This window comes from Streptomyces xingningensis, from assembly GCF_054957865.1.
Map to the genome: position 1 here is coordinate 1 of NZ_JBDJPF010000002.1, position 24,925 is coordinate 24,925.

The window sequence follows — 24,925 nt, forward strand, 5'->3', positions numbered from 1 at the left end:
GGGGGGGGGGGGGGGGGGGGGGGGGGGGGGGGGGGCGGCGGGCCGCGCCCGCACCGACCCCCCGCGCCGGGAGAGACGGGGGGGCGCCGGAGGGGCCCCCCCCCCCCCCGGGCCGGGCCGGGGGGGGGGGGGGGGGGGCGGCGGGGCCGCCCGCCCGGGCGCGCCCGGGGGCGGCCGGGGGCGGGGCGAGAACGGGGCGGCGGGGGGGGGGCGCGCGGCGGGGCCCCCCGCCCCCCACGGCGTTGTGGTCCCCCGGGCGAGCCGGGTAAGGTAAGGGTTACCTTTGTTTTTGATCTATCCCATGCTTTTGATCCATCCCGTGATCCATCCCGGCGAGGCGGTGACCGCGTGTACGTCTGCTCATGCTTCGGCATCACCGAGCAGCAGGTGCGTGAGCACGCGGATCAGGGGGCGTGCACGCCCCGCAAGATCGCCTCTGCCTGCAAGGCGGGCACCGACTGTGGCAGCTGCGTGCGCCGCATCCAGGCCCTGCTCGGCCGGGGCGCCTGCCCGCGCCGCGAGCTGGCCGACCGCGGCGAGTCCGGGGTGCTGAGCGCCGAGGTCACGGTGCTGACGCCGGCGGTACGGGCCGGGGACCTCGCGGCGTAGGTTAGTTCGCGCCACCGTTCGACTGCTCGATGAACTGGGCCAGATAGAGCGGCTCGCCCAGCTTCTCGATCAGGTCGAGCTGGGTGTCGAGGTAGTCGATGTGGTCCTCCTCGTCCGCGAGGATCGACTCGAAGATATTGGCCGAGGTGATGTCGCCCTTGGCCCGCATGACCTCCACACCCCGCTTGAGGCGGTCGATCGCCTCGACCTCCACCTGCCGGTCCGCCTGGAACATCTCGGCGATCGTCTGGCCGATCCGGACGTGGAAGAGCCGTTGGTAGTTGGGCAGTCCTTCGAGGAAGAGGATCCGGTCGGTCAGCACCTCGGCGTGCTTCATCTCGTCGAACGACTCGGCGCGAGTGTGCTCGGCGATCTTGGTCCAGCCGAGGTGCTCCTGCATCTTCGCGTGCAGGAAGTACTGGTTGATGGCGGTCAGCTCGCCCGTCAGCTGCTCATTGAGGAACTCGATGATCTCGGGGTCGCCCTGCATCGCAGAGGCTCCTTCCAGGGGGTGCCGCCCATGGCCGTCCAGGCCGTGGGGGAGGGGGTCCGGCAGATTGCGCGCATCCTCGCACCGGCCCCGGATACCGTCCAGTAAGTGCACACTTAGTGGGAGTTGTCCGGATAGTGCCACCCCTGGTCATGAACATCCCCCGGGGTCTGACACCATTGACCCATGGGGCCCTCGAAAGACACCGAAAGCCGCAAGGGGGAACATCTGCGGCTGCCCCCGGGGCAGCGGATCCAGCGCGGCTGGCCGGTGACGCACTATGGCCCGGTGCCGAAGTTCAGGGCGGACCGCTGGGAGTTCCGGGTCTTCGGTGCGACCGCCGACGGCGCCAAGCACTGCTGGACGCACGACGAGTTCGCCGCCCTGCCGTATGCGACGGTGACCGCCGATCTGCACTGCGTCACCAAGTACAGCGTCTTCGGCGCCGAATGGGGCGGCGTGCCGGCCCGTACCATCGTCGAACTCGCCCCGCCCGCGCCGGATGTCACCCATGTGATGGTCTGGGCCGAGTACGGCTACAGCTCCAATCTGCGGCTGTCCGACTTCACCGCCGAGCAGTCGATCTTCGCCACCCACCAGGACGGCGAACTCCTCACCGCCGAGCACGGGTTCCCGGTGCGGCTGGCCGTCCCGCACCTCTATGCGTGGAAGGGCCCCAAATGGGTGCGCGGGGTGGAGTACATGACCACCGACCGGCGGGGCTTCTGGGAGGAGCGCGGCTACCACAACGTGGGCGACCCATGGCAGGAACAGCGCTATTCCTACCAGGAGAAGCCGGGGGAGGGCCCCGAACTCTGACAGCCTGGTCGTAAGCGGTCTCAGGCGGTACCGCGCAGTGCCTTCAGCCGCGCCACGTCGGCGGCGTGTCCCGCCTTGCCGCCCGGGGTCTCGATCGTCAGCGGCACGCCCACCGTCGCCGGATGGGTGAACAGCTCCGCGAAGGGCTCGGCGCCGATGTGCCCGGCACCGATGTTCTCGTGCCGGTCCTTGAACGCGCCGACCACGTCCTTGGAGTCATTGGCGTGGATCAGTCCCAGCCGGCCCTCGCCCACCACGGTCACCAGCTCGTCGAGCGCCTGCTTCATCCCGCCGGGCCCGGCGAGATCGTGGCCGGCCGCGAAGAGATGGCAGGTGTCCAGGCAGACACCGAGCCGCGGATGACGCTCCAACGCCTCGAAGTACGGCCCGAGATCCGCGATCCACGAGCAGAGCGAGGAACCCTGCCCGGCCGTCGGCTCGAGCAGCAGCCGGGGATCGTCCGGGTGGGTCAGCTCCGCCAGCAGCGGCAGCAGCCGCTCGTGGACCTGGGCCAGGGCGGCCCGGCGAGGCCTGCCCCCGGTGGCCGAGCCGGTGTGCACCACGACGCCGCGCGCGCCGATCTCCCGCCCCCGGCGCAGCGAGTGCCGCAGTGCGGCCACCGACCTGTCGACGGTCGCCTCGGTGTGCGAACCGAAATTGATCAAGTACGGGGCGTGGACGTACACCGGCAGCGACCCCTCCGCGCAGCCGGCCCGGAAGGCCTCGTCCTGGCGCGGGTCGCCGGGCGGGGTCGCCCAGCCGCGCGGGTTGGCGACGAAGACCTGTACGGCCTCGGCGCCCATCTCGCGGGCGTACGGCAGGCCGGTCCTGGCCAGGCCGCCGGCCACCGGAACGTGACCGCCGACGGGATTGCGTGGCGTGGTGCTCATGACTCCCGGAATTCTCGGACTGCTCAGGCGCCTCAGAGGGCGCCCTTGAGCCGGATGGTGATGGTGTCGCCCCGGGCGGCCTTGTCGCCGCCCTTGACCGACTGGCTCTCGACCGAGTCGCGGGGGAAGAGGAACGGCCGGTCCACCCGCACCGCGAACCCGGCGTCGGTCAACAGCTTCTTGGCATCGGACTCACTCTTTCCGGTGACATCCGGGACGACGAGCATCTCCTTGCCCTTGGAGACGGTCACGGTGACAGTGTCGCCCGTGGCCGCCCGGCTGCCCTTGGCGGGCGACTGCTCGGCCACCTCGCCCTTGTCCTTGACGGAGTAGACCTGGGTGTCCGAGACCTTGATCTCCAGACCCTGCTCGCGCAGCGCGGCCCGGGCCTCGTCGACCGTCAGGCCGCTCACATCCGGCACGTCCCGCGGCCGGCCCTTGCTCACCACCAGCGCGATGGGGGAGTCGGGGCGGCGCTCCGTGCCGGGGGCGGGGTCCGAGGAGAGCACCGAGCCCTGCGGGGTCTCGTCACTGAACTGCCGGCTGATATCGCCGACCGTCAGCCCCTCGCCCTGGATCTTCTTCTTCGCCTCGTCCAGCGGCATCCCGGCCACATTGGGCACCTCGGCCCGCTCCGGACCCCGGGAGACGGTGAGCGTCACCCGGCCGGTGTTGCGGATGCGCTCGCCCGGACCGGGATCGGTGGCCATCACATGGCCGCGCTCGATGGTGTCGCTGAAGGCCTGCTTGGTCCGCACCTGGAGCCCGGCCTTGCCGAGTTCCTGCTCCGCCTTCTGCTGTGTCATGTCCAGCACGGCCGGGACCGAGGTGAACTGGCCGGAGTTGATGTACCAGACGCCCGCGCCCGCCAGCACCGCCAGCACGGCGGCGGCCACCAGCACCACCGTGCGCCGGCGCAGCCGGCGCAGCGGCCCCGGCAGCCGCCGCCAGGGCGAGGCGAGGGGCGGCGGCGCCTGCGGGGGCACCGCGGGCGGCCGCTCGATGCGCGCGGTACGGTCCAGCCGCTCGTCCGCGGTGAGCGGGCGCGGGGACGGGGAGACCGCCGGGCTCGGCAGGACGCTCGTACGGTCCTCGGACACCCCGGGAGAGTCGGTGGCGCGCGGCGGGCGGGCGTCCAGCTGCTCGGGGGAGAGCGCCGCGCGCGCCGCCCGGATCAGCCCGAGCATCCCCACCGCGTCGTCCGGGCGCAGCCGCGGGTCGCGGGCGGTGCCGGCGGTCACCACGTCGTCGAGCTCCGGGGCCAGGTCCGGGACCTCGCCGGACGGCGGCGGCACATCCTGGTGCAGGTGCTGGTAGAGCACCTGGGCCGGACTGGTGCCGGCGTGCGGCTTGATGCCGGTGAGCATTTCGTAGAGGACCACGCCGCACGCGTAGACATCGGTGCGGGTGTCGACCGTGCCGTGCTCGATCTGCTCGGGGGCGAGGTAGGAGACGGTGCCCAGGACCGAGCCGGTGCTGGTCGTGGTGGTGGTGCCCACCGCCCGCACCAGGCCGAAGTCGGCGACCTTGACCCGCCCGTCGTCGCCGATCAGCACGTTCTCGGGCTTCATGTCCCGGTGCACCAGCCCGGCCCGGTGTGCGGCGCCGAGCGCCGCCAGCACGGGCTCGACGATGTCCAGCGCGGCCCGCGGCCGGAGCGCCCCGCGCTCGCGCAGCACATCGCGCAGGGTGCAGCCCGCCACGTACTCCATCGCGAGGTAGACGTATCCGCCGTCGGTGCCCTGGTCGAAGACGCTGACCACATTGGGGTGGTCCAGCCGCGCCGCCGACTTGGCCTCGCGGATGAAGCGCTCCACGAAGGCGGCGTCCACCGCGAGGGTGGGGTGCATCACCTTCACGGCGAGCACCCGGTCGAGCCGGGTGTCCAGGGCCCGGTAGACCGTGGCCATGCCACCGGCGGCGACCCGCGCCTCGATGCGGTAGCGGCCGTCGAGCAGCTGGTCGACCAGGGGGTCGGGCAGGGTCGTGTCCACGGTCCCTGAGTCTACGAGCCCTCGGCGACGGGCCGTGAGTGCGTACCTCCGGACGGGCTCAACCGATCCCGCCGAAGGCCGGCCGCTCCGGATCCAGCACCGCCCGGCCCGCCACCGGCGACGACGCCTCGGCGAAGTGCCGCCGCGGGATGCGCCCGGCCCGGTGCGCCAGCCGCCCCGCCTCCACCGCGTGCCGCATGGCCTCCGCCATCAGCACCGGCTCCTGCGCCCGCGTCACGGCCGAGGCCAGCATCACGGCCGCGCACCCCAGCTCCATCGCCAGGGCCGCGTCGGAGGCGGTGCCCGCCCCGGCGTCCAGGATCACCGGGACGCTCGCCCGCTCCGTGATCAGCTGGAAGTTGTGCGGGTTGCGGATGCCCAGGCCGGAGCCGATCGGCGAGCCCAGCGGCATGATCGCGGCACAGCCCACGTCCTGGAGCTTGCGGGCCAGCACCGGGTCGTCATTGGTGTACGGCAGGACCGTGAAGCCGTCGTCGACCAGGATCTCGGCGGCGTCCAGCAGCTCGATGGGATCGGGCAGCAGGGTGCGCTCGTCCGCGATCACCTCGAGCTTGACCCAGTCGGTGCCGAGCGCCTCACGGGCCAGCCGGGCCGTCAGGACCGCCTCGCCGGCGGTGAAGCAGCCCGCGGTGTTGGGCAGCACGCGCACGCCGTGCTTCTCCAGTACGGACAGCACCGAACCCCGCACACTCGAGTCCAGCCGGCGCATCGCCACCGTGGTCAGCTCGGTGCCCGAGGCCAGCAGCGCCCGCTCCAGCACCTCCAGGCTGGGCGCCCCGCCCGTCCCCAGGATCAGCCGGGAGGTGAAGACGGTGTCCGCGATGGTGAGCAAATCGTCTGCCATCTGAGCTGATCAGCCTCCCTGCACCGCGGTGAGAACCTCGATCCGGTCGCCGTCGCCGAGCGCCGTGGACGGCCACTGGGCGCGCGGTACGACGGTCTCGTTGACGGCGGCGGCCACCCCGCCGCGGCCGCCGACGGGCCCGGTGAGCGCGGCCAGCAGGCCGTCCAGGGTCGTCCCGCCGGGGACGGTCCGGTGCTCACCATTGACGGATACCTGCACGGTGCCGGTCATGCGGACTGCTCCTGGAGTGCGGGGCGGGCGGGCGCGAAGCGCAGCGGGGAGAACGGACGGGCCGCCTCCGGCAGCCGTCCGGTGGTCAGCACCTCGGCGAGCACATCCCCGGTCAGCGGGGCGAGCAGCACGCCGTTGCGGTGGTGACCGGTGGCCAGGTGCAGGCCCGGCAGGGCGGTCGGGCCGAGCAGCGGGGCGTTGTCCGGAGAGCCCGGGCGCAGCCCGGCCAGGGTCTCCACCAGCGGCAGCTCGGTGATGCCCGGCACCAGCTCATGCGCGTCGCGCAGCAGCTCATAGACGCCGCCCGCGGTGACGGTGGTGTCCCAGCCCAGCTCCTCGGTGGTCGCGCCGACCACCAGCTCACCGTTCTCGCGCGGCACCAGATAGACCGGGCCGCCGCGCACCACCGCCCGTACCGTCCGGGACAGGAACGGCCGGTACCCGCCGGGCACCCGCAGCCGCAGCAGCTGCCCCTTGACCGGGCGCACCGGCGGCAGGACCTCCTCGGGCAGGCCCGCGAGCCGCCCGCTGAAGCTGCCCGCCGCCAGCACCGTCTGGCCGGACCGGAGCAGCCTGCCGTCGGCGAGCTCCGCGCCCGCGGCCCGGCCGCCGGACAGCAGGGCGCGCACCGCCGCCGAGCGGTGGAAGGCCACCCCGGCCCGCTCGCAGGCGGCCAGCAGGGCCCTCGCCAGCCGCCGGGGATCGGTCTGGTGGTCGCCGTCGACCCGCAGCCCGCCGTGCACTCCGGGTGCCAGCATCGGCTCCAGCCGACGGCACTCACGCCCCGTCAGCCACTGCGCGTCCAGCCCGGACCGCAGCTGGAGGGCGTGCAGTTCGCGCAGCTGGGCCCGGTCGTCGGCGTCCAGCGCGACGGCCAGCGTGCCGCACGCGCGATAGCCGGTGTCCTGTCCGCCGGCCTCCTCCAGCTCGGCGGTGAACTCCGGATAGCGCCGCGCGGAGGCCAGGTTGAGGGCGAGCAGCGCCTGCTCGCCGTGGTGCAGCTCGGTGACGGCGGCCAGCATCCCCGCCGCGACCCGCGTGGCGCCGCTGCCGGGCGCCGGGTCGGCGACCGCGGTGCGCAGCCCGCGCTGGGCCGCGCGCCAGGCCGTGACCAGGCCGATGACCCCGCCGCCGATGACCAGGACGTCATACGTCCCCGACGAGCCGGTGGAATCCCGTGGATCGGAAAGTGGATCGGCAGGCGGATCAGAAGCATGCATGGGCATCCAGCCCCTCCCTTCGCCGGCATGACCCGGATCAGGTTCGTACGGTCGGAGGCCGTCCAGCCTCCCTCTCAGCCCGGTCCGTCCGGGCTCCCGCGAGTGCTTGTTGCAGCGGCCACCCTAGTACGGCCCGCGGACCGGCCGGAAGGCGGCGGGTCCGCCGACGGCGGCCAACCGTCATGACGTTGTGTCAGCTGTGTCGGAGGTCTCGTCACCCGGTGCTCCGAAAGACCTCGGCCGCCGCCATACAGTGATCGGGTGAGTGAGCAGACGAACACCCCCAGTGGCTCTGCCTCCGAGGCCTGGGAGGGCCGGGACACGAGCAGCGCCGCGGCGCACGGCCGCGTCGTCATCGTCGGCGCCGGCATGGCCGGGGTGCAGACCGCCGTCGCCCTGCGCGAACAGGGCTGGCAGGGGGCGGTCACCCTGCTGGGCGCCGAGCCCCACCAGCCCTACGACCGGCCCCCGCTGTCCAAGGCCGTGCTGCTCGGCAAGGCAGAAGGTTCCGCCTTTGAGGTCGACTTCGCCTCCCTCGGCATCGAACTGCAGCTCGGCCGTGAGGTCACCGGCCTGCGCGCCGCCGACCACGAGCTGGACACGGTGCGCGGCACCGTGCCGTATGACGTGCTGGTCGTCGCCACCGGCGCGGAACCTGTCGAACTGCCCGGCAGCGAAGGCGCGCCCGGCGTCCACCTGCTGCGCACCCTGGACGACGCGGAACGGCTGCGCCCGCTGCTGACCGAGCGGCGCGAGGTGGTCGCGGTGGGAGCCGGCTGGATCGGCGCGGAGTTCGCCACCGCCGCCCGCGAGGCGGGGTGCGAGGTGACCGTCGTGGAGGCCGCGGACCGGCCGCTGGCGGGTGCCCTGCCGGCCGAGGTCGCCGCCCACATGGCGGACTGGTACGCGAGCAGCGGCGCCCGGCTGCTCACCGGCGCCCGGGTGGCCGCCATCGAGGCGGGCGCGGTCCTGCTGGCCGACGGCCGGCGGCTGCCCGCCGATGTGGTGGTGGTCGGCATCGGCGCCCGGCCCGCGACCGGCTGGCTGGCCGGCTCGGGCATCGAGCTCGCGGCGGACCGTTCGGTGGTCACCGACAACCGGCTGCGCGCCTCGCTGCCGGACGTCTACGCGGTCGGCGACTGCGCGTCCTTCCCCTCCGCCCGGTACGGCGAGCGGCTGCTGGTGCACCACTGGGACAACGCCCTGCAGGGCCCGCGGACGGTCGCGGCCAACATCGTCCACGGTCCGGCCGAGGGGCCGGTGTACGACCCGGTGCCGTACTTCTGGTCGGAGCAGTTCGGCCGCTTCGTCCAGTACGCGGGACACCACTCGGACGCCGACGAGCTGGTCTGGCGCGGCGATCCGGCCGGTACCGCCTGGACGGTGTGCTGGCTGCGGGCGGGCGTCCTGGTCGCGCTGCTGGCGGTGGGACGCCCCCGGGACCTGGCGCAGGGGCGCAAGCTCATCGAGCGGGGTGCCGCCATCGACCGGGCCAAGGCGGCGGACGCGTCGGTTCCGCTGAAGGCGGCCACCTCCTGAGGCCGCCCCGCCAGGGGTTCGCACCCGGCAGGGTCAACCCGGCTACCGGCTGTCAGTCCCGGATGGCAGGCTTGTCCTCGTGACCGAGATTGACGCAAAGATCGATGGACTCGTCCCCGCCTGGCTCACCCTTCCCGACATCGCCGAGATGCTCGACGTGGAGGTGACGCGCGTGCGGCAGCTGGTCAAGGAGGGCCAGCTGATCGCCGTGCGCCGTGGTGAGAACAAGGCGCTCCAGGTGCCGGCCGAGTTCATCAAGGACAACAAGGTCGTCAAGGGCCTGACCGGGACCCTGACCCTCCTCAAGGACGACGGCTTCACCGACGCGGAGATGCTGGAGTGGCTGTTCACCGAGGACCCGACCCTGCCCGGCACCCCCGCTCAGGCGCTGCGCGAGAATCGCGGCACGGAGGTGAAGCGCCGCGCCCAGGCGCTCGCCGTCTGACCCGTCCCTAGCAACCATGTGCGGTGTGCGGCCCGGCTGTCCGGGCCGCACACCGCCGACCCGGGGGGAAACCCGATGTCCGCCACCGCGCGCCCGCCGCTCGCCGACGCCCGGCTGTACCTGTGCACCGACGCGCGCAAGCGCCAGGGCGACCTGCCGGAGTTCCTGGACGCGGTGCTCGCCGCCGGAGTGGACATCGTGCAGCTCCGCGACAAGGGCCTGGAGGCGGGGGAGGAGCTGGAGCACCTCGCCGTCTTCGCCGCCGCGGCCCGCCGCCACAACCGGCTGCTCGCGGTCAACGACCGCGCCGATGTCGCGCACGCCGCCCGCTCCCAGGTGCTGCACCTGGGCCAGGGCGATCTGCCGGTGCCCGCCGCCCGGGCGATACTCGGCGACCGGGTGCTGATCGGCCGCTCCACCCATGCCCCGGCCGAGGTGGACGCCGCGGCCGCCGAGCCGGGTGTGGACTACTTCTGCACCGGCCCCTGCTGGCCCACCCCGACCAAGCCCGGGCGGCACGCCCCGGGGCTCTCCCTGGTGCGCCACGCCGCGTCCCGCGAGTCCGGCCGGCCGTGGTTCGCGATCGGCGGAATCGACGCGGGCAACCTCGACCAGGTGCTGGAGGCGGGCGCCCGGCGGATCGTCGTCGTCCGGGCGATCACCGAGGCGGACGACCCGGGAGCGGCGGCGGCCTCGCTCGCCGAGCGGATCCGGGCCTTCGCCGCCTGAGCCATGCCCGAGCCATGCCCGAGCCGTCCGAAAGGCGGACGGGCGGCGGATGAAACGGCGGATGAAAAGGGCATATCCCGGAAGCGGATTGGGGGAGTCGCCACACCGCTGGTTAACTTGACCGGTATGGCCCTTGGCACTGCTTCCACCAGGACTGATCGCGCACGCACCGTGCGTGAACTGCTCGCTTCCGGCGAGCGCTCGTATTCCTTCGAATTCGCCGCCCCGAGGACCGAGAGGGGCGAACGGACCCTGTGGAACGCCATCCGCCGGATCGAAGCCGTCGCCCCCACCTTTGTGTCGGTGACCTACGGCGCCGGCGGCTCCTCACGCGAGGGCACCGTACGGGCGACGGAGCGCATCGCGACCGACACCACCCTCACCCCCGTCGCGCATCTGACGGCGGTCAACCACTCCCTGGCCGAGCTGCGCAACATCATCGGCCAGTACGCCGACGTGGGCATCCGCAACATGCTCGCGCTGCGCGGCGATCCGCCCGGGGATCCGATGGGCGAGTGGGTGCGCCATCCGCAGGGCTTCGACCACGCGGTCGAACTGGTCAGGCTCATCAAGGAGTCGGGCGACTTCTGTGTGGGCGTGGCGGCCTTCCCCGAGATGCACCCGCGCTCCACGGACTGGGACTCCGACATCCGCCACTTCGTGGCCAAGTGCCGGGCGGGCGCCGACTTCGCCATCACCCAGATGTTCTTCCACCCGGAGGACTATCTGCGGCTGCGCGACCGAGTGGCGGCGGCCGGCTGTGACACCCCGATCATCCCCGAGATCATGCCGGTCACCAACGTGCGTCAGATCGAACGGTTCGCACAGCTCAGCAATGCGGCATTCCCCGCGGCGCTCGCCGAACGGATCCGTGCGGTGGAGGACGACCCGGCGGCTGTACGCTCGATCGGGATCGAGTACGCGACGGACCTGTGTGCCCGGTTGATGGCCGAGGAGATTCCCGGGCTGCATTTCATTACCCTGAACCACTCCACGGCCACCTTGGAAATCTACGAGAACCTGGGACTGCACCAGCGGTCCTGACGGCCTGCCGGGAACGGTGGCCGGACGAGAGGGGCGCTAATGGGCTGGACGGTCCTCTACTTCGCGTTCGGCGTCGTCGCGCTCTGGCTGCTCAGCGAGGTGCTGCTGCAGTACAAGGCCCGGCTGCGCTGGCGGCTCCTCGCCTTTTTCGGCTTCAGCGGCGTCGTCGCCGGTGTGGCGATCCCCTCGGTGGCGGTCATCATCGCGGGCGCGGCCGCCTTCGCGGTCGGGCAGGTGTATGTGACGCTCTCCTTCCGGCGCGGCTTCTCCGAGGGCTGGGCGATCCGGCGTCCGCCCGCCGGGGCCACGCCCGGGGCCGAGGCCGCGGGCCGCGCGGCCGGCGGGTCGCGGGCGGGACGCCGCCGGGGCAAGGGCGAGCGCGGCGCGGCCCGCGCCGCCGAGCCGGCTCCGCGGAGCGCCGCCCCTGCGGACCCGCCGCCGGCGCCGCTCGCCGAAGGCCCGGACGCCCCCGACACTGCTGCCGCCCCTGCCGGCCTGATGCCGAACGTGCCGGAGCAGCCGACCGTGGAACACGCCGACTACGGATCCGGCTACGGCCAGTACGCCGCCGCGGCCGAGGAGACGACCGTCTTCGGCGGCCAATTCGACTATGGGCAGGGGCAGTACGCCGCGTACTCCGATCCCTACATCGGCAGCCGCCCGCAGACCTACGAGCCCTATGAGGGATACGGGCAGCAGCAGTACGAGTCGTATGTGCAGCAGCAGCCGTACCACCCCGGCGACACCTATGCGCCGCAGCACTACGACATGGACACCCCGCCCGGTGGTGTCTGGGTGCCCCAGCAGCGGGACACGGATCTCCCGCCGCCCCCGCAGCAGCAGCCCGCGCCCGGGGGCGACTACGACGGGCAGTACCGCTACTGATGCCCCGGGACAGGCACCGGGTTCACCGCGAGCCGCGGAAGTCCGTCCCCTCCACGATCAGACCGGCGACCAGCGCTCCGGACATCCCCGCATGGGCGAGCCCGCCGCCGGGATGGGCGAAGCCGCCGACCCGGTGCAGACCGGGCAGCCGGGTCGCATTGCCGGGGCGCAGGAACGCGCCCCCGGCGCCCGCCAGCACGGGGGCCGGCACTCCGCCGCCCTCGGCGCCGGTGGCCGCCCGGACATCCAGCGGAGTGCGGGTCTCCCGCCACAGCAGCCGCTGCCCGAGCCCCGGGATCGCCGCTTCGGCGGCGGCCAGCATCCGCTCGGTGAAGCCCTCGACGGTGCGCTCGTCCGCCCAGTCGACGCGGCCGTGCGGGGCGACGGTGGCGGTGAGCGTCACGGCCTCGTGCCTGTCGTCCGGACGCACGGAGAGGTCGTCCGGGCGCAGCGCGGTCACCGTCGGCCGGTACGCCGCCCCCGCTGGGCCGAACACCGCCGCCAACTCCGCGGCGCGGTCGGGTGGGTGGATCACCGTGCGATGCGCCACGCCCTCGGGGCGGGCGCCCCGCAGGGCCAGGAAGACGGTGAACCTCCCGGGCGGGACCGAGATGTCCCCATGGCCGGGTGCGATGGCCTCCAGCGCGCCGGACGGGACGCCCGCGACCACGCTGTCGGCCTCCACCACGCTTCCGTCGGCCAGCCGCACCCCCGCCGCGCCGGGGGTGCCCCCCTCGCCCTTGAGGCCATGGGGGGCGTCCTTCTCCAGAAGACCGGTGACCTCCGCCCCGAAGTGGAACTCCACCCTGCGGGCGATGCAGCGCGCATACAGCGCGTCGGCGAGAGCCCGCATGCCGCCGTGCGCATACCAACTGCCGAAGGTCTGCTCCAGGTACGGCAGGACCGTGGCGCTCGGCGGGGCGGTGCGCGGGTCGAGCCCGTACGCCAGGGCATGGCTCTCCAGGAGGGCGATCAGCCGGGGGTCCGCCAACTCCCGCTCCGCGACGGCCTCGAGGGTGCGGGGCGCGGCGCGGCGCAGCAACCCCCGCCTGCGCACGGCCGGATAGGGGTCGTCGATCCCGCTCCCCGCGCGCAGCGGCTCCTCCAGCAGCGGGCGGCGCGTCACCTCCCACGCCTCGCGGGCGCGGTTGACCAGCTCGCTCCAGCGTTCGCCCGCGCCCGGGGCGATCGCCTCGTCCAGCGCCCGGACGACGCCCGCGCGGGAGGCGTTGGGCAGGGCGACTGCCGTGCCGTCCGCGAACAGATGGCTGCTCGCCGGATCCACCTGGGAGAGCTCGATGCTCTGCTCCAGCGATTCCTTGCCGGTCTTGACGAACAGATCGCGGTAGACGGCGGGCAGGTGCAGCAGGCCCGGCCCGGTGTCGAAGACGAAGCCGTCCCGGGCGAAGCGCCCGACGGCGCCGCCGTGCGTGTCCCCGCGCTCGTACACCGCCACTCGGTGGCCCGCGACGGCCAGCCGCGCGGCGGCCGCCATCGCGCCCATCCCGGCGCCGATCACCACGATCCGTGTCATGCCGATGACCTCACTGATGTTTCTCCGGGGGCTTCTCCGGGGGCCGGCGCCCGGCGCCGGGCCCCGCGCCGCTGCCTCCTGCGGCGCAGGAAGGCGCGGATCCGCCGCCACACCACGACCACCAGTGCGATCCCCAGCGCGAGCAGGGTGCCCGCGATGACGGCGGCGGCAAGTGGGTGGAACAGCGCGAAGACGACCAAGCCCGCGACGCCCAGGTCCTCCACCAGGCTCAGCACGATATTGCTGGCCGGCTCGGGCGAGGTGTTGACCGCCATCCTGGTGCCCGCCTTGACCAGATGGCTCAGCAGGGCGGTGGAGCCGCCCACCGCGCCGGCCGCCAGGTCCGGCAGCGAGCCGCTCTGCCCGGCGAGCAGGGCGCCGACCACCGCGCCGGAGAGCGGCCGGATCACGGTGTGCACCGCGTCCCAGACCGAGTCCACATACGGGATCTTGTCGGCCACCGCCTCGCAGAGGAACAGCAGCCCGGCCGCGATCAGCACCTCCGGGCGCTGCAGGGCGTCCGGCGCCTGGTCGGTGACGCCGATGCGGCCCAGCAAACCGAGCAGCAGGACCACGGCGTAGGCGTTGATCCCGCTGGCCCAGCCGCTGGTGAAGACCAGGGGGAGTACGGACATGCAGGCGATCGTAACGTCGGCGGTGACCTCAGCGGTCGCCGCCGACCCGCCCCTGCAGCAGGCGCGACAGCGCCGAGTGCACCTCGTCCACCGACCGCTCCGGCTGGAACGACTGCCAGTCCAGCGCCGCGACGAGCACCATCCCGAACAGCGCGGACGCCGTCAGCGGAATGTCGATCTCCGCGCTCAGCTCGCCGTCCGCGACCGCTTCCCGCAGCACGGACTCGATCACCGCGATCGCCTTCTGCCGCACCTGCATCAGGGTCGACTGCCAGGCGCGGTTGGTGCGCCACAGCTCGGCCACGAACAGCTGGATGAGCGAGGGATAGCGCACGATGAAGTCCAGCCCGGCCCGGATCATCGCGTCCAGCGCGTCGATCCGGCCGGCGCCCCGCTCGGCCGTCTCGTCCGCGGCCTGTTGCAGGGAGACGGTCAGCAGCTCGATCCCGTCCCGCAGCAGCTCTTCGAAGAGCACGTTCTTGCTGGCGAAGTTGTAGTAGACCGTGCCCTTCGCGACTCCCGCGCGCTCGGCGATCTCGTCCACCGTGGTGGAGGAGAAGCCCTGTTCGGCGATGAGGGTCACGGCTGCTTCGAAGAGCTTCCGCCGGGTGTTCCGGCGGCGCGTACTGCTGCTGTCCATGGGGGTGATTCTCCCTGCCCGCGGGGTGCTCTCGCTCACAGGCTCAGCTCCGGGTGCAGCTTGTCAACGGACCACACCTGCTTGCTCCGTGCCGCCCAGGCGGTCAGCGCGAGCGCGCCGGCCGTGAACGCGGCGAGCACTCCGCAGGCCTGCCAGACCGGCGCGAGGGTGCCGCCCGTGATCAGGTGGCGCAGCCCCAGCACCACATGGCTCATCGGCAGGAAGGGGTGCAGGGCGTTGAAGAATCCGGGGCTGGTCTGCACCGGATAGGTGCCGCCCGCCGAGGTGAGCTGGAGCATCAGCAGCACCAGGACCAGGATGCGGCCGGCCGGTCCGAAGCGGGCGTTGAGCCACTGCACGATCGCCGCGAAGCAGGCCGAAGCCAGGACCAGGAAGCCGACCGTCCCGGCGGCCCGCTCCAGCTGCAGGCCGACCGCCCAGTGCAGCACCGCCAGCAGCGCGCCGACCTGCAGCACGCCCACCGCGACCACCGGCAGCCAGCCCGCCAGGGCCGTCCGCCAGGCCGAGGCGCCGACGGCGAGGGCGCGCCGGTTGAGCGGCTGCATCAGCATATAGGCGACCATTGCGCCCACCCAGAGGGAGAGCGGCAGGAAGTACGGGGCGAAACCGGTGCCGTAGTTGGGGGCCTTGTGCATCGCCTGCGAGGCCAGCTTGACCGGATCGGCCATCACCTCGGTACGGGCGTCCCGGTCCTTCCGGTCGTAGTCGGGGATCTTCGCGGCCCCGTCGTGCAGCCCGTCGGAGAGCTTGGCGGAGCCGTCGGAGAGCTTGAACATGCCGCCCTGGAGGGTGTCGGCGCCGTCGCGCAGCTTGCCGATCCCGCCCTCGAGATCACCGAGCTTGTCCTTGGCGGTACCCAGGCCGGAGTTCAGCTGTCCGGCGCCGTCGTGCAGCTTGCCCGCGCCCGTGGCGACCTGCTGGGCGCCGTGGTTGAGGGCGTTGGCATCGCGCACCGCGCCGTCGATGCCGTCGGCCAGGGTGGGCGCCGCGTCGGCCAGCTTCCGGGCGTAGGTCTGCAGGCTCTCCAGCTTCTCGGGGAAGCGGTCGAGCTCGCCGTCCTTGTTCTGGACCAGGGTGTTGAGCTCCTTGGCGCCCAGCGCCGACTGCTCGGCGGCGAACACCGCCTTGTGCAGCGTCGGGCAGTAGTCGGCGGGCTGCTGTCCGGCCTTCTCGCACAGTGCCTGGTATGCCTTCGTCAGATCGGCCGCGGCCGCGGCGCTGCCGGTGGCCAGCTTCTCGGTGGTGGCGGCGGTGGGCAGGTCGCCCAGGTGCTGCCGGAGCGTCCGGGCCTCGTCGGCGACCTTCCCGGCGTCCTTGCCGATCTCCCGGGCGTGCTGCTTGACATAGGCGCCGCCCTCGGCCGCCGCGCCGTTCACCTTGTCGGCGAGCTGCTGGGTGCCGGCCGCGACCTTGGCCGCGCCGTCCGCCAGCTCCTGCGACTTGGCGTCCAGGGTGCCCGCCCCGTCGTGCAGCTCGCCGACCCCCTCCTGGAGCCGCCCGCTGCCGTCCTTGGCCTGGTCCAGTCCGTTCTTGAGGTCGCCCGCGCCCTTCTTCGCCTTGCCGATGCCGTCGCCCAACCGGTCGGCGCCGTCCGCCGCCTGCCTGGTCTTGTCGTGCAGGTCGGAGAAGGAGACAAAGATCTTGTCGTAGAAGCCGCGGGACGCCTTGCGCGAGGCGCTCGCCCGGACCTCGGCGAAGACGGTACGGGAGATCGAGCCGACGATGTAGTTGTTGGCGTCGTTCGTCCGGACCTGCAGCGCTCCGGTCTGCGGGGTCTTGCCCGAGCTGGAGGCCACCCGCTTGCTGAAGTCCCCGGGAATGGTGAGCGACAGGTAGTAAGTGCCGTTCTCCAGGCCCTTCTTGGCCTCGGCGGCACTGGTCCGGTGCCACTGGAAGGTCTTGCTGTCGTGCAGCCCGTCGGCGATGGTGTCGCCGGCGGTGAGCTTCTCCCCGTTCACGGTGGTGCCCCGGTCGTCGTTGACCAGCGCCACCGGCACCTTGTCGAGCCGCCCGTACGGGTCCCAGAAGGACCACAGGTACAGCCCGCCGTACAGCAGCGGCAGCAGCAGCAACGCGACGAACGCGGCTCGCGGGAGCCTGCCCCGGCCGAACTTCCTGAGCTCAAGGGCGGCCAGCTTCGGCGAGCGCATCCGCCGCCACCTCCTTGTCGTTGTCGGCGTTGTCGTCGGCGGTGTCGTTGTCGCTGTCGTTTGCTCTGCCGGTCCGGACGGCGAGGACGTCCGCGGGGGCCTCGCTGCACACCGCGAGCACCGTCGTCCCGCCGTCGGCCAGCGACCGCAGCAGGGCCCAGGCCTGCGCGCGCTCGGCGTCGGAGAGCTTGAGGTCGGTGTCGTCGACGGCGATCAGCCGCGGTGCGCCGACCAGCGCGAGGGCCACCGACAGCCGCAGCGACTCCAGCCGTTCCAGGTCCCGTACGGACGTCCGCTCCCCCTTGGGCAGCGTGTGCAGGTCCAGTCCGGCGGCGCTGAGCGCCGCGTCGATACGGGCCCGGGCGGTGGCCGCCTTCTCGGCCCGGGGGCGGATCAGGTCGCGCGGGGAGCCGTTGAACCGGCGCTGCAGCAGCGCGCGTTCCCGCAGGTGCTCGGCGACGGTCAGGGAGGCCTCGAGCTCGGCGACGCCGGGCACGTGGGCGAGCGCGGTGACCTGCCGTACGGCCGCCATCTTCGCGGGCAGCGGCAGGTCCGCGACCTCGGCCCGTCCCGCGGTCACCCGCATCCGGCCGGTGAGTGCGAGCAGCAGACAGGTGCGGCCCGAGCCGGACGGGCCTTCGATCGCGACCAGCGAGCCGGGCGCGGCATCGATGTCCACGCCACTGAACGCCCAGCCGCGAGGCCCCTTGACGCCGAGCCCCTGGGCCGCGACGGCGGCCCCGTGCGGGGTGCTGTCCACGCGACGACCTCCCTTGATCCGTCCTCTTGAGCCGTTTTGATCCGTTCTCGATCCATGACCGTCAGCCAATCTGCACTGACCGGTCAGTCTAAAAGTATGCGGCATGGCGCCCGGAGGCCGTCAACCGGGGGTCGGCGACTGCCGGGTTCTCCCTGCTGAGCGCATTCGCGCAGGTCAGGGCCGATTGTCAGTGGTGTGCCCCAGGATGGGCACAGACATGGCGGTCCGGCCGTCGCACGGTCGGCCGCCCTGACGAAGGAGGTTCGTCATGGCCCGAAGTGCGAGCGACGTCCGTCCTGTGCCAGGCCACCCGGTGCCGCAGCGTGCCGCGGCCCCGCCCGCGGCCCTCGATCTGCTCGACCAGGCTCGCCACGGCCTGGCCGAGGCCACCGCGCTCGACGCGCCGCATGAGTGCTATGCCACCGCGCACCTCGCCGCCCTGCGTGCGGCGGCCGCCGTGCTCGCCGTCCGCGGCCGCCCCGAGACCACCGCGCGCAGGCGGCGCGCCATCCGCAGCGTCTGGGAGGTGCTCCCCGAGGTCGCTCCCGAACTCACCGAGTGGAGCGCCCTGTTCGCCTCCGGCGCGGCCCGCAGGGCCCGGGCCGAGGCGGGCATAGCTTCCGCCGCCGGCCGCCGCGAGGCGGACGATCTGGTGCGGGAGGCCGGGATGTTCCTGCGGATCGTCGAGCGGATGCTGGCGCTCCAGCCGAGGCTGCCCCGGCAGCCCCCGGCCGAGCCCGGCAGCCGCGCGGGCTGACGCGGTGCCACCGCCCGCCGCCACCTGGCCATAAGCCGTGGTCGGGAAGGCGCGGCCGGGTGGCGAGGGGCGCGCCGGAGGCGCTGCGCCGCCCATTAGGCTGGGGGCACCGACGTCAGTCATCCGCCCACCGCCGTCCAGGCGGTGGCGACACCGCGCCGAGGAGCCACCCGCCGTGTCAGAGCCTTCCCCTGCCCTGGGTGGGGAGACCCCATCGCGCCCCCGGGCGTCCCTGCGTACCGCCGTGGTCTGGGAGGTCCTGCGGGACGCCCTCGACCGCCGGGCCGATGCCGCCGGCCCGGAGAGCGGTGGCGCGCTGGAGATCCTCGACACCGGTGGCGGCAGCGGCAAGTTCGCGGTCCCGGTCGCCCGTCTCGGCCACCGGGTCACCGTCGTCGACCCCAGCCCCAATGCGCTGTTCGCGCTGGAGCGGCGGGCCGCCGAGGCGGGCGTGGCCGACCGGGTGCGCGGAGTGCAGGGCGACACCCAGGGGCTGTTCGACGTGGTCGAGCGCGGCGGCTATGACGTGGTCCTCTGCCATGGCGTCCTGGAGTATGTGGACGATCCCGCCGAAAGCGTCCGCAATGTCGCCGAGGCGCTCCGCCCGTCCGGCACCGTCAGCCTGCTCGCCGCCGGCCTCGGCGGCGCCGTGCTGGCCCGCGCCCTGGCCGGGCACTTCGCCGAGGCGCGCCAGTGCCTCACCGACCCGGCCGGGCACTGGGGCGCCGGTGACCCGGTTCCGCACCGTTTCACCGCCGACCAGCTCTCCGAGCTGGTCACCGGTGCCGGGCTGGAGGTCACCGCGGTGCACGGGGTCCGGGTGTTCGCCGACCTGGTGCCGGGCGTGCTGGTCGACGCCGAGCCCGGTGCCCTGGAGGCGCTCTTCCGGCTGGAGGCCGCGGCCGCCGGGCTGCCCGCATTCCATGCGGTGGCCACCCAGTTGCACGTCCTGGCCGAGCGCGGCTGAAAGTTCCCGGCGTTCTCCCCGCCCGTCCGGCCCGGTCCGGTCCGATGGGGGCCACCCGATCAGGGCGTTCGCCCCGTATGATCGGAGGCACCGTCCGGCATGACGGGTCGGCGGGCAGGGAATGTACGTCCCGACGTCATCGATCGCCACACCGCAGCCGGTGGGCGAATTGGCGCAGAGGGGCGGGTTTCATGGGGGCGATTCCCTGCCTATCCTGAAAGGGTCGCACCCCGGTCGCCCCCCGCGGCCGACGAGTAGGAGGACTCCGTGCCGCTCTCGGAGCACGAGCAGCGCATGCTCGAGCAGATGGAGCGAGCGCTGTACGCCGAAGATCCCAAGTTCGCGACAGCGCTCGAGGGAAGCGGCCTGCGCACGTACACCCGGCGACGGGTCTACCAGGCGATCGCGGGCTTTTTGGTGGGCATCGCGCTCCTCATGGCCGGAATGGTCTTCCAGTGGATCTGGATCAGCGTGGTGGGTTTCCTCGTCATGCTGGGTTGCGCGGTGCTGGTGGTGACGGGGTGGCGCAAGGCGCCGAAACCGGATGGGCAGCGCGGAGTGGGCCCGGCGGGCGGCCCGGCGCGGCGCCAGGCCCGTCAGCGGCGCACCATGATGGACCGGATCGAGCAGCGCTGGCAGCGCCGCCGCGATGAGCAGGGCCACTGAGCGAAGACGCTGAGCGCCGGGCGGGCCGGGATTTCCGGCCCGCCCGGCGCTCCGGTTCCGCGCCCGGTCACGGGGGCGGAACGGGGCGGAGCCCCGGCTACGGCAACGGGCGGGACCGGGGGAAGAACCTGCCGGCTCCCCATCGCGCCCCCACCCCCGACCAGCGCCGGAAGGCGCCCCGCAGGGCCCGGGCCGCGGAGCGCGGGGCCAGCAGGGCCCCGAGCCTCGCCCACCGGCCCGCCGAGCCGCGCAGCCCCGCCCGTACCCGTCTGACCTCGTCCGTCAGCCCGGCGGGCGTCCGGGGCCGCGGCGCGTACAGCACCTGCTCCACCGCCCTGGCCACCCGGTCGGCGGCCTCGGCCGCCGGGCCGTCCAGTTCGCCGATGCGGGCGATCCTCGCCGCGGCCTGGCGCGGGGTCCGGGACTCCTCGGGCGGGATGCCGTAGTCCCAGGCGGAGTCGGTCAGCTCCCGCCAGACGGCCAGCGTGTGCCGGGTGGCCTCCTGCGCGGTGCGCGGCTCCGGGCCGTCGAGCCGCCGGGCCCGGACCCGGGTCCGCCACAGCAGCGGCCCGATGAGCAGCAGGAGCGCGGCCAGTACGGCCGCCGCCGTCGACACCACGGCCGCCGCCGGGCCCGCGGACGACCCGCTACCGGGGCTGCCGGAGTCCACCGGCCGGGCGGGGCCCGGGCAGTCGCCGAGCCGCTTCAGCTGCGGGGTGCAGCCGTCGCTCGCCGAGGGCGCCGAAGACGGCGCGGCCGCCCGGCTGGGCGACGGGCTCGGTGCGTCGGGAACCGAGCCGGAGGGAGCCTCGGGGACGGTGTACTCGGGCTGGGTGCCCCGGCTGGGCGTGGGCTCGAACCGGGTCCAGCCCACGCCCTCGAAATACAGCTCGGGCCAGGCGTGCGCGTCCTTGGAACCGACCGACATCGAGCCGTCCGACTGCGGGGTGCCCGGGGTGAAGCCCACCGCCACCCGCGCGGGGATGCCCAGGGTCCGGGCCATGGCGGCCATCGAGAACGAGAAGTGGACGCAGAAGCCCCGCTTGTCCTCGAGGAACCTGGTGATGGCATCGCTGCCGCTGCCCGACCGCACCGAGGTGTCATAGCGGAAGCCCCCGCCGACCGAGAACCAGTCCTGGAGCTTCACCGCCTGCTGATAGGGGTTCGCCGCCCCCGCGGTCACCCGGCGCGCGGTCGCCGCCACCGCCTTCGGCAGCGAGGACGGCACCCTGGTGTATTCGCTCAGCAGCCGCTCCGGCGGCGCGGGCGCGGCCGCGAGCTGTGCGGCCGTCGGCTGTACCCACAGGCTGGACGCCTGGTAGCGCACACCCCCGGTGTTCTGCCCGTGGTCGCCGACCAGCGTCCGGCCCTCCGGCTCGTACCGCCACTGCCCACCGATGCGCACCCGGTCCGCCGGGTAGGGGAGGGGCAGGTAGTTCTGCCGGTAGGTGCCCGCGGCCGCGATCGAGGTGTTCACCGGATCGGTACGCACCCCGGGGGCCAGCCCGGCGGGAGCGGGCAGCCGGTCCGGCACATCGGTGACATGCCGCTCCGAGGACCGCCAGGACGCGCCGTCGAACCGGTCGAGCGAGACGATGCGCAGATAGAGGTCCTGGGTGGTCTCCGTGGAGGTGCGGTACCGCAGCACCTCCCGGTTCTCCGGCTGGTTGAGGCTGTTCTGCAGCGAAACCAGCGGATTGACCGCCGAGATGGTGCCGCCCTCACCGCCCGGGCCGCCGCCGCGCCCGCGCGGCTCCAGCAGCCCGCCCTCGATCGTCGGCAGCACGGCGGGCACGGCCAGCGCGATGCCCAGCGCGAGCGCCCCGATCCGGCGGCCGGTACGGACCGGGGCGGGCGCCCGCCCCGGTCCCGCCGGGCCGAGACCCGCGGAGTTCGCCCGGGCGCCGTCCCGGGAGCCGCCGCCGAAGACCCGGCCCCACTGCGCAAGCCGGTCCCGGCCCTCGGCCAGGAGCAGCAGCAGATAGCCCGCCGCCGCGACCAGGAACCACAGCCAGTCGGCGCTGCCCCGGGCCAGCCCGGCCCCGATGGAGTAGAGCGCCAGCAGCGGCAGCCCGGCGGGCGCTGCGCTGCGGAAGGTGACCGCCAGCGCGTCCACCGCCAGCCCTACCACCAGCACGCCGCCGACCAGCAGCAGCTGGATTGCCGGGGTCGTGGGCGCGGGGATGGCGTACCGTCCCACGTCGTCCGCACCGTCCCGCAGCAGCCGGGCGAACTCCCGCAGGGCGTCCGGGCCCGGCAGCAGACCGGCGATCGCCTGCTCCCGGGCGAAGACCACGGTGAGCGCCAGCAGGGTGACCACCGCCTGCACGCCGACCGTCAGCAACCGGCCGAGCGGCACCCGGCGGGCGAGCGCCCCCACCGCGGCCTGAATGGTCAGCAGCACGGCGGCCTGCACCAGCCAGGTGGACCGCTCCACCAGAGGCAGCATGGCGCAGGCCGCGGCGACCGTCGCCACCGTCGCACACACCGCCAGCCGCGCGGCGCCACTCATGCATGTCCCTCGCTTCGCTCCGGCCCGCCTTCGCGGGGCACGCACCTTCTTCCGGCTCGCTCGCTGCGCTCGTTCGCGCCGCGTCCCTCGCTTCGCTCGCTCACGGTGCCGTCCCCGTCCCGTCGTTCCCCGGCGCGCCCGCCCGTTGCCACAGGTCGGGCAGACTGTCGCCGGGGGCGACGGGCAGCGCCGTCCAGCCCGCCTCGCGCAGCAGGCGCAGGGCCTGCTCGCCGCCGTGCCGGGGGCGGGCGTCGCCGGTCCACGCGGGCGGGGACAGGACGAAGGCGACCGCCGGGGCGTTGCGCTGCCGCATCCGCCCGGCCACCATCGCCTGCTGCTCGTCCAGTTCGCCGAAGAACGCCACCAGCAACCCCTCGCCTCCGCCGCGCAGCACGTCATAGGCGGGGGACAGCCCGGCCCCCGGGGAGTGGCCGACCACCGCCAGGACGTCCAGCAGCAACCCGGCCGTGTCCGACGGGTCATGGGCGGAACCGGTGTGGCCGCCGGCGCCGCCCGGCCCCGGCACCGAGCTGCCGGTGTCCGTCAACAGCCGTACCGAGAAGCCCCGTTCCAGCAGGTGCAGGGCCGCCGAGGCGGCTCCCGACACCGCCCACTCGAACGCCGAGTCCGGTCCGGCGCCCGCATAGGCGGTGTCCCGGGTGTCCAGCAGCACCGTGCAGTGCGAGCGCTGCGGCTGCTCCTCGCGGCGCACCATCAGCTCGCCGTAGCGCGCGGTGGAGCGCCAGTGCACCCGGCGCAGGTCGTCGCCGTGCCGGTAGCCACGCGGAATGGCATCGTCCTCGCCCGCCAGGGCGAGCGCGCGGTGCCGGCCGTCCCCGAACCCCGCGCTCTCGCCGCCGAGCCGCACCGGCGGCAGCGGGACCACCCGGGGCACCACGGTCAGGGTGTCGTAGGTGCTGAAACCGCGGGTCAGCTCGCACATCCCGAACGGGTCGGTCAGGCGCAGCTGCAGCGGCCCCAGCGGATAGCGCCCGCGCAGGTCCGAACGGACCCGGTAGGACACCTCGCGCCGCCCGCCCGCCTCGATCCGGTCCAGTACGAAGCGCGGGCGCGGGCCCAGCACATAGGGCACCCGGTCCTGGAGCAGCAGCAGCCCGGTGGGCAGCCGGGTCACGTTCTCGACGTCCAGCCACACCCGCGCCTCGGCGGAGGCCGGCACCCGCACCGGGGTCAGCCGTCTGCTGCCCGAGACGCGGTGCCGGGTGCGGAACAGCACCAGCACGCACACCAGGGGCAGCACCGCCAGCAGCAGTCCTACCCGCAGCAGGTCGGACTGGCCCAGGACGTAGGAGCAGGCGGTCGCGGCGGCCCCCGCCGCCAGGAACGAGCGGCCCCGGGTGGTGAGTCCGCCGAACGCGGCCCGCAGGCCGCCCTCGGTCTCCGCCGTGCCGGGGTCCATCACAGTCGCCGCCCGCCCGGCGAGGGCCGGCCGAACGGGTCGGGCACCGGGGTGCGCTGGAGGATGTCGAGGACCACCTGCTCGGCCGTGCGCCGGTTCAACTGGGCCTGCGCGGTGGGCAGCAGCCGGTGTGCCAGCACCGCCACGGCCAGCGACTGCACATCGTCGGGCAGCGCGAACTCCCGGCCGGCCAGCGCCGCGGCCGCCTTGGCGGCGCGCAGCAGGTGCAGCGTCGCCCGGGGCGACGCGCCGAGTCTGAGCTCGGGATGGTGCCGGGTCGCGGCGACCAGCTCCACCGCGTACCGCCGCACGGCGTCGGCGACGTGCACCGTGCGCACCGCGTCCACCAGCTTCACGATCTCGTGGGCGTGCGCGACCGGCTGGAGGTCGTCCAGCGGGGAGATCCCGCCGTGCACGTCCAGCATCCGCAGCTCGGCCTCCGGGCTGGGATAGCCGATCGAGACCCGGGCCATGAACCGGTCGCGCTGCGCCTCCGGCAGCGGATAGGTGCCCTCCATCTCGACCGGGTTCTGGGTGGCCACCACCATGAAGGGGCTGGGCAGTTCATAGGTGTGCCCGTCGATGGTGACCTGGCGCTCCTCCATCGACTCCAGCAGCGCGGACTGGGTCTTGGGCGAGGCGCGGTTGATCTCGTCGCCGATGACGATCTGCGCGAAGATCGCCCCCGGCTTGAACTCGAAGTCGCGCTGCTGCTGGTCGTAGACGCTCACCCCGGTGATGTCGGACGGCAGCAGGTCCGGGGTGAACTGGATGCGCCGCACCGAGCAGTCGACGGACCGGGCCAGCGCCTTGGCGAGCATGGTCTTGCCCACCCCCGGCACGTCCTCGATCAGCAGATGCCCCTCGGCGAGGAGCACGGTCAGTGCGAGCCGTACGACCTCCGGCTTGCCCTCGATCACGCCCTCCACGGATCTGCCGATCCGTTCCGTAGTGGCGGTCACATCACTGAGGCTCGCCCGCTCGTCATAGGTCGTCACCCGGCCCTCCTCGGCCCGTCCTTCGGGCCGTGGTCCTGGGTAACGGACCGGCCCACCCCACAGCAGGACGCCGAGGTCCCGCGGGGGCGGGCGGCGTCACTAGGC

Annotated in this window: 24 protein-coding genes and 1 riboswitch; of the genes, 10 read left to right on the forward strand and 14 right to left on the reverse strand. The window is 73.6% G+C overall.

Going from position 1 to position 24,925, the window contains the following annotated elements:
* Positions 1 to 348: 348 nt before the first annotated feature.
* Positions 349 to 609 (forward strand): (2Fe-2S)-binding protein, encoded by a 261-nt coding sequence (locus tag ABCR83_RS01195; protein WP_462692337.1) that lies wholly within the window; start codon positions 349 to 351, stop codon positions 607 to 609.
* A 1-nt stretch (position 610) separates the two neighbouring features.
* Here the strand turns inward: ABCR83_RS01195 and bfr are convergent, their stop codons facing one another.
* A complete protein-coding gene (gene bfr, locus ABCR83_RS01200; RefSeq protein ID WP_462692339.1) occupies positions 611 to 1,099 on the reverse strand; it encodes a bacterioferritin in 489 nt (162 codons plus the stop codon).
* A 186-nt stretch (positions 1,100 to 1,285) separates the two neighbouring features.
* On the opposite strand from bfr, the gene ABCR83_RS01205 reads away from it, so the two are divergent.
* Positions 1,286 to 1,918, forward strand: coding sequence for a sulfite oxidase-like oxidoreductase (locus ABCR83_RS01205; RefSeq protein ID WP_462692341.1), 633 nt, complete (start codon positions 1,286 to 1,288; stop codon positions 1,916 to 1,918).
* A 20-nt stretch (positions 1,919 to 1,938) separates the two neighbouring features.
* On the opposite strand, the gene ABCR83_RS01210 is transcribed toward ABCR83_RS01205, so the two are convergent.
* The 5 genes from ABCR83_RS01210 to thiO all read right to left on the reverse strand — a co-directional run bounded on the left by ABCR83_RS01210 (position 1,939) and on the right by thiO (position 7,118).
* Entirely contained in the window at positions 1,939 to 2,808 is an 870-nt protein-coding gene (locus tag ABCR83_RS01210; RefSeq protein ID WP_462692343.1) for a deoxyribonuclease IV, read from the reverse strand.
* Between the two features lie 32 nt (positions 2,809 to 2,840).
* Positions 2,841 to 4,802, reverse strand: coding sequence for a Stk1 family PASTA domain-containing Ser/Thr kinase (pknB, locus tag ABCR83_RS01215; protein WP_462692345.1), 1,962 nt, complete (start codon positions 4,800 to 4,802; stop codon positions 2,841 to 2,843).
* Between the two features lie 58 nt (positions 4,803 to 4,860).
* Positions 4,861 to 5,667 (reverse strand): thiazole synthase, encoded by an 807-nt coding sequence (locus tag ABCR83_RS01220; RefSeq protein ID WP_462692347.1) that lies wholly within the window; start codon positions 5,665 to 5,667, stop codon positions 4,861 to 4,863.
* Positions 5,668 to 5,676: 9 nt separating this feature from the next.
* Positions 5,677 to 5,898: a sulfur carrier protein ThiS gene (gene thiS / locus ABCR83_RS01225; RefSeq protein WP_462692349.1), complete on the reverse strand. Its 222-nt coding sequence runs from the start codon at positions 5,896 to 5,898 to the stop codon at positions 5,677 to 5,679.
* On the reverse strand, positions 5,895 to 7,118 hold the full coding sequence (gene thiO / locus ABCR83_RS01230) for a glycine oxidase ThiO (RefSeq protein ID WP_462692690.1): 1,224 nt from the start codon (positions 7,116 to 7,118) through the stop codon (positions 5,895 to 5,897). The genes thiS and thiO overlap by 4 nt, the downstream gene beginning before the upstream one ends.
* Positions 7,116 to 7,228: riboswitch (TPP riboswitch) on the reverse strand. It overlaps the preceding gene by 3 nt.
* A 151-nt stretch (positions 7,229 to 7,379) precedes the next feature.
* On the opposite strand from thiO, the gene ABCR83_RS01235 reads away from it, so the two are divergent.
* The 5 genes from ABCR83_RS01235 (at position 7,380) to ABCR83_RS01255 (ending at position 11,760) form a co-directional block, all read left to right on the forward strand.
* Positions 7,380 to 8,657 (forward strand): NAD(P)/FAD-dependent oxidoreductase, encoded by a 1,278-nt coding sequence (locus ABCR83_RS01235; protein ID WP_462692351.1) that lies wholly within the window; start codon positions 7,380 to 7,382, stop codon positions 8,655 to 8,657.
* Between the two features lie 79 nt (positions 8,658 to 8,736).
* On the forward strand, positions 8,737 to 9,102 hold the full coding sequence (locus ABCR83_RS01240) for an Rv2175c family DNA-binding protein (protein ID WP_462692353.1): 366 nt from the start codon (positions 8,737 to 8,739) through the stop codon (positions 9,100 to 9,102).
* A gap of 75 nt (positions 9,103 to 9,177) precedes the next feature.
* On the forward strand, positions 9,178 to 9,831 hold the full coding sequence (gene thiE, locus ABCR83_RS01245) for a thiamine phosphate synthase (RefSeq protein ID WP_462692355.1): 654 nt from the start codon (positions 9,178 to 9,180) through the stop codon (positions 9,829 to 9,831).
* A 126-nt stretch (positions 9,832 to 9,957) separates the two neighbouring features.
* Positions 9,958 to 10,875, forward strand: a complete 918-nt coding sequence (metF, locus tag ABCR83_RS01250; protein ID WP_462692357.1) for a methylenetetrahydrofolate reductase [NAD(P)H] — start codon at positions 9,958 to 9,960, stop codon at positions 10,873 to 10,875.
* Positions 10,876 to 10,914: 39 nt separating this feature from the next.
* Positions 10,915 to 11,760, forward strand: coding sequence for a hypothetical protein (locus tag ABCR83_RS01255; protein ID WP_462692359.1), 846 nt, complete (start codon positions 10,915 to 10,917; stop codon positions 11,758 to 11,760).
* Between the two features lie 22 nt (positions 11,761 to 11,782).
* On the opposite strand, the gene ABCR83_RS01260 is transcribed toward ABCR83_RS01255, so the two are convergent.
* Genes ABCR83_RS01260 through ABCR83_RS01280 form a run of 5 tightly spaced genes read right to left on the reverse strand, consistent with a single transcriptional unit; the run spans position 11,783 to position 17,500 of the window.
* Entirely contained in the window at positions 11,783 to 13,294 is a 1,512-nt protein-coding gene (locus ABCR83_RS01260; RefSeq protein ID WP_462692361.1) for a phytoene desaturase family protein, read from the reverse strand.
* On the reverse strand, positions 13,291 to 13,929 hold the full coding sequence (locus ABCR83_RS01265; protein WP_462692363.1) for a DUF4126 domain-containing protein: 639 nt from the start codon (positions 13,927 to 13,929) through the stop codon (positions 13,291 to 13,293). The genes ABCR83_RS01260 and ABCR83_RS01265 overlap by 4 nt, the downstream gene beginning before the upstream one ends.
* A gap of 28 nt (positions 13,930 to 13,957) precedes the next feature.
* A complete protein-coding gene (locus ABCR83_RS01270; RefSeq protein ID WP_462692365.1) occupies positions 13,958 to 14,569 on the reverse strand; it encodes a TetR/AcrR family transcriptional regulator in 612 nt (203 codons plus the stop codon).
* Between the two features lie 35 nt (positions 14,570 to 14,604).
* On the reverse strand, positions 14,605 to 16,740 hold the full coding sequence (locus ABCR83_RS01275) for a YhgE/Pip family protein (protein ID WP_462692367.1): 2,136 nt from the start codon (positions 16,738 to 16,740) through the stop codon (positions 14,605 to 14,607).
* On the reverse strand, positions 16,712 to 17,500 hold the full coding sequence (locus ABCR83_RS01280) for an ATP-binding cassette domain-containing protein (protein WP_462692369.1): 789 nt from the start codon (positions 17,498 to 17,500) through the stop codon (positions 16,712 to 16,714). The genes ABCR83_RS01275 and ABCR83_RS01280 overlap by 29 nt, the downstream gene beginning before the upstream one ends.
* A gap of 268 nt (positions 17,501 to 17,768) precedes the next feature.
* On the opposite strand from ABCR83_RS01280, the gene ABCR83_RS01285 reads away from it, so the two are divergent.
* The 3 genes from ABCR83_RS01285 (at position 17,769) to ABCR83_RS01295 (ending at position 19,890) form a co-directional block, all read left to right on the forward strand.
* On the forward strand, positions 17,769 to 18,257 hold the full coding sequence (locus ABCR83_RS01285; protein ID WP_462692371.1) for an SAV_6107 family HEPN domain-containing protein: 489 nt from the start codon (positions 17,769 to 17,771) through the stop codon (positions 18,255 to 18,257).
* Between the two features lie 175 nt (positions 18,258 to 18,432).
* Positions 18,433 to 19,224, forward strand: coding sequence for a methyltransferase (locus tag ABCR83_RS01290; protein WP_462692373.1), 792 nt, complete (start codon positions 18,433 to 18,435; stop codon positions 19,222 to 19,224).
* A 267-nt stretch (positions 19,225 to 19,491) separates the two neighbouring features.
* The gene (locus ABCR83_RS01295) at positions 19,492 to 19,890 is read left to right on the forward strand and encodes a DUF3040 domain-containing protein (protein WP_462692375.1); all 399 of its coding nucleotides are present in this window, start codon (positions 19,492 to 19,494) and stop codon (positions 19,888 to 19,890) included.
* 97 nt (positions 19,891 to 19,987) lie between these two features.
* Here ABCR83_RS01295 and ABCR83_RS01300 read toward each other — a convergent pair whose 3' ends face one another.
* The 3 genes from ABCR83_RS01300 to ABCR83_RS01310 all read right to left on the reverse strand — a co-directional run bounded on the left by ABCR83_RS01300 (position 19,988) and on the right by ABCR83_RS01310 (position 24,820).
* Positions 19,988 to 22,402 (reverse strand): transglutaminase TgpA family protein, encoded by a 2,415-nt coding sequence (locus tag ABCR83_RS01300; protein WP_462692377.1) that lies wholly within the window; start codon positions 22,400 to 22,402, stop codon positions 19,988 to 19,990.
* Between the two features lie 100 nt (positions 22,403 to 22,502).
* Positions 22,503 to 23,822, reverse strand: a complete 1,320-nt coding sequence (locus ABCR83_RS01305; RefSeq protein ID WP_462692379.1) for a DUF58 domain-containing protein — start codon at positions 23,820 to 23,822, stop codon at positions 22,503 to 22,505.
* Positions 23,822 to 24,820, reverse strand: coding sequence for an AAA family ATPase (locus ABCR83_RS01310; RefSeq protein ID WP_462692381.1), 999 nt, complete (start codon positions 24,818 to 24,820; stop codon positions 23,822 to 23,824). The genes ABCR83_RS01305 and ABCR83_RS01310 overlap by 1 nt, the downstream gene beginning before the upstream one ends.
* Between the last annotated feature and the right edge of the window lie 105 nt (positions 24,821 to 24,925).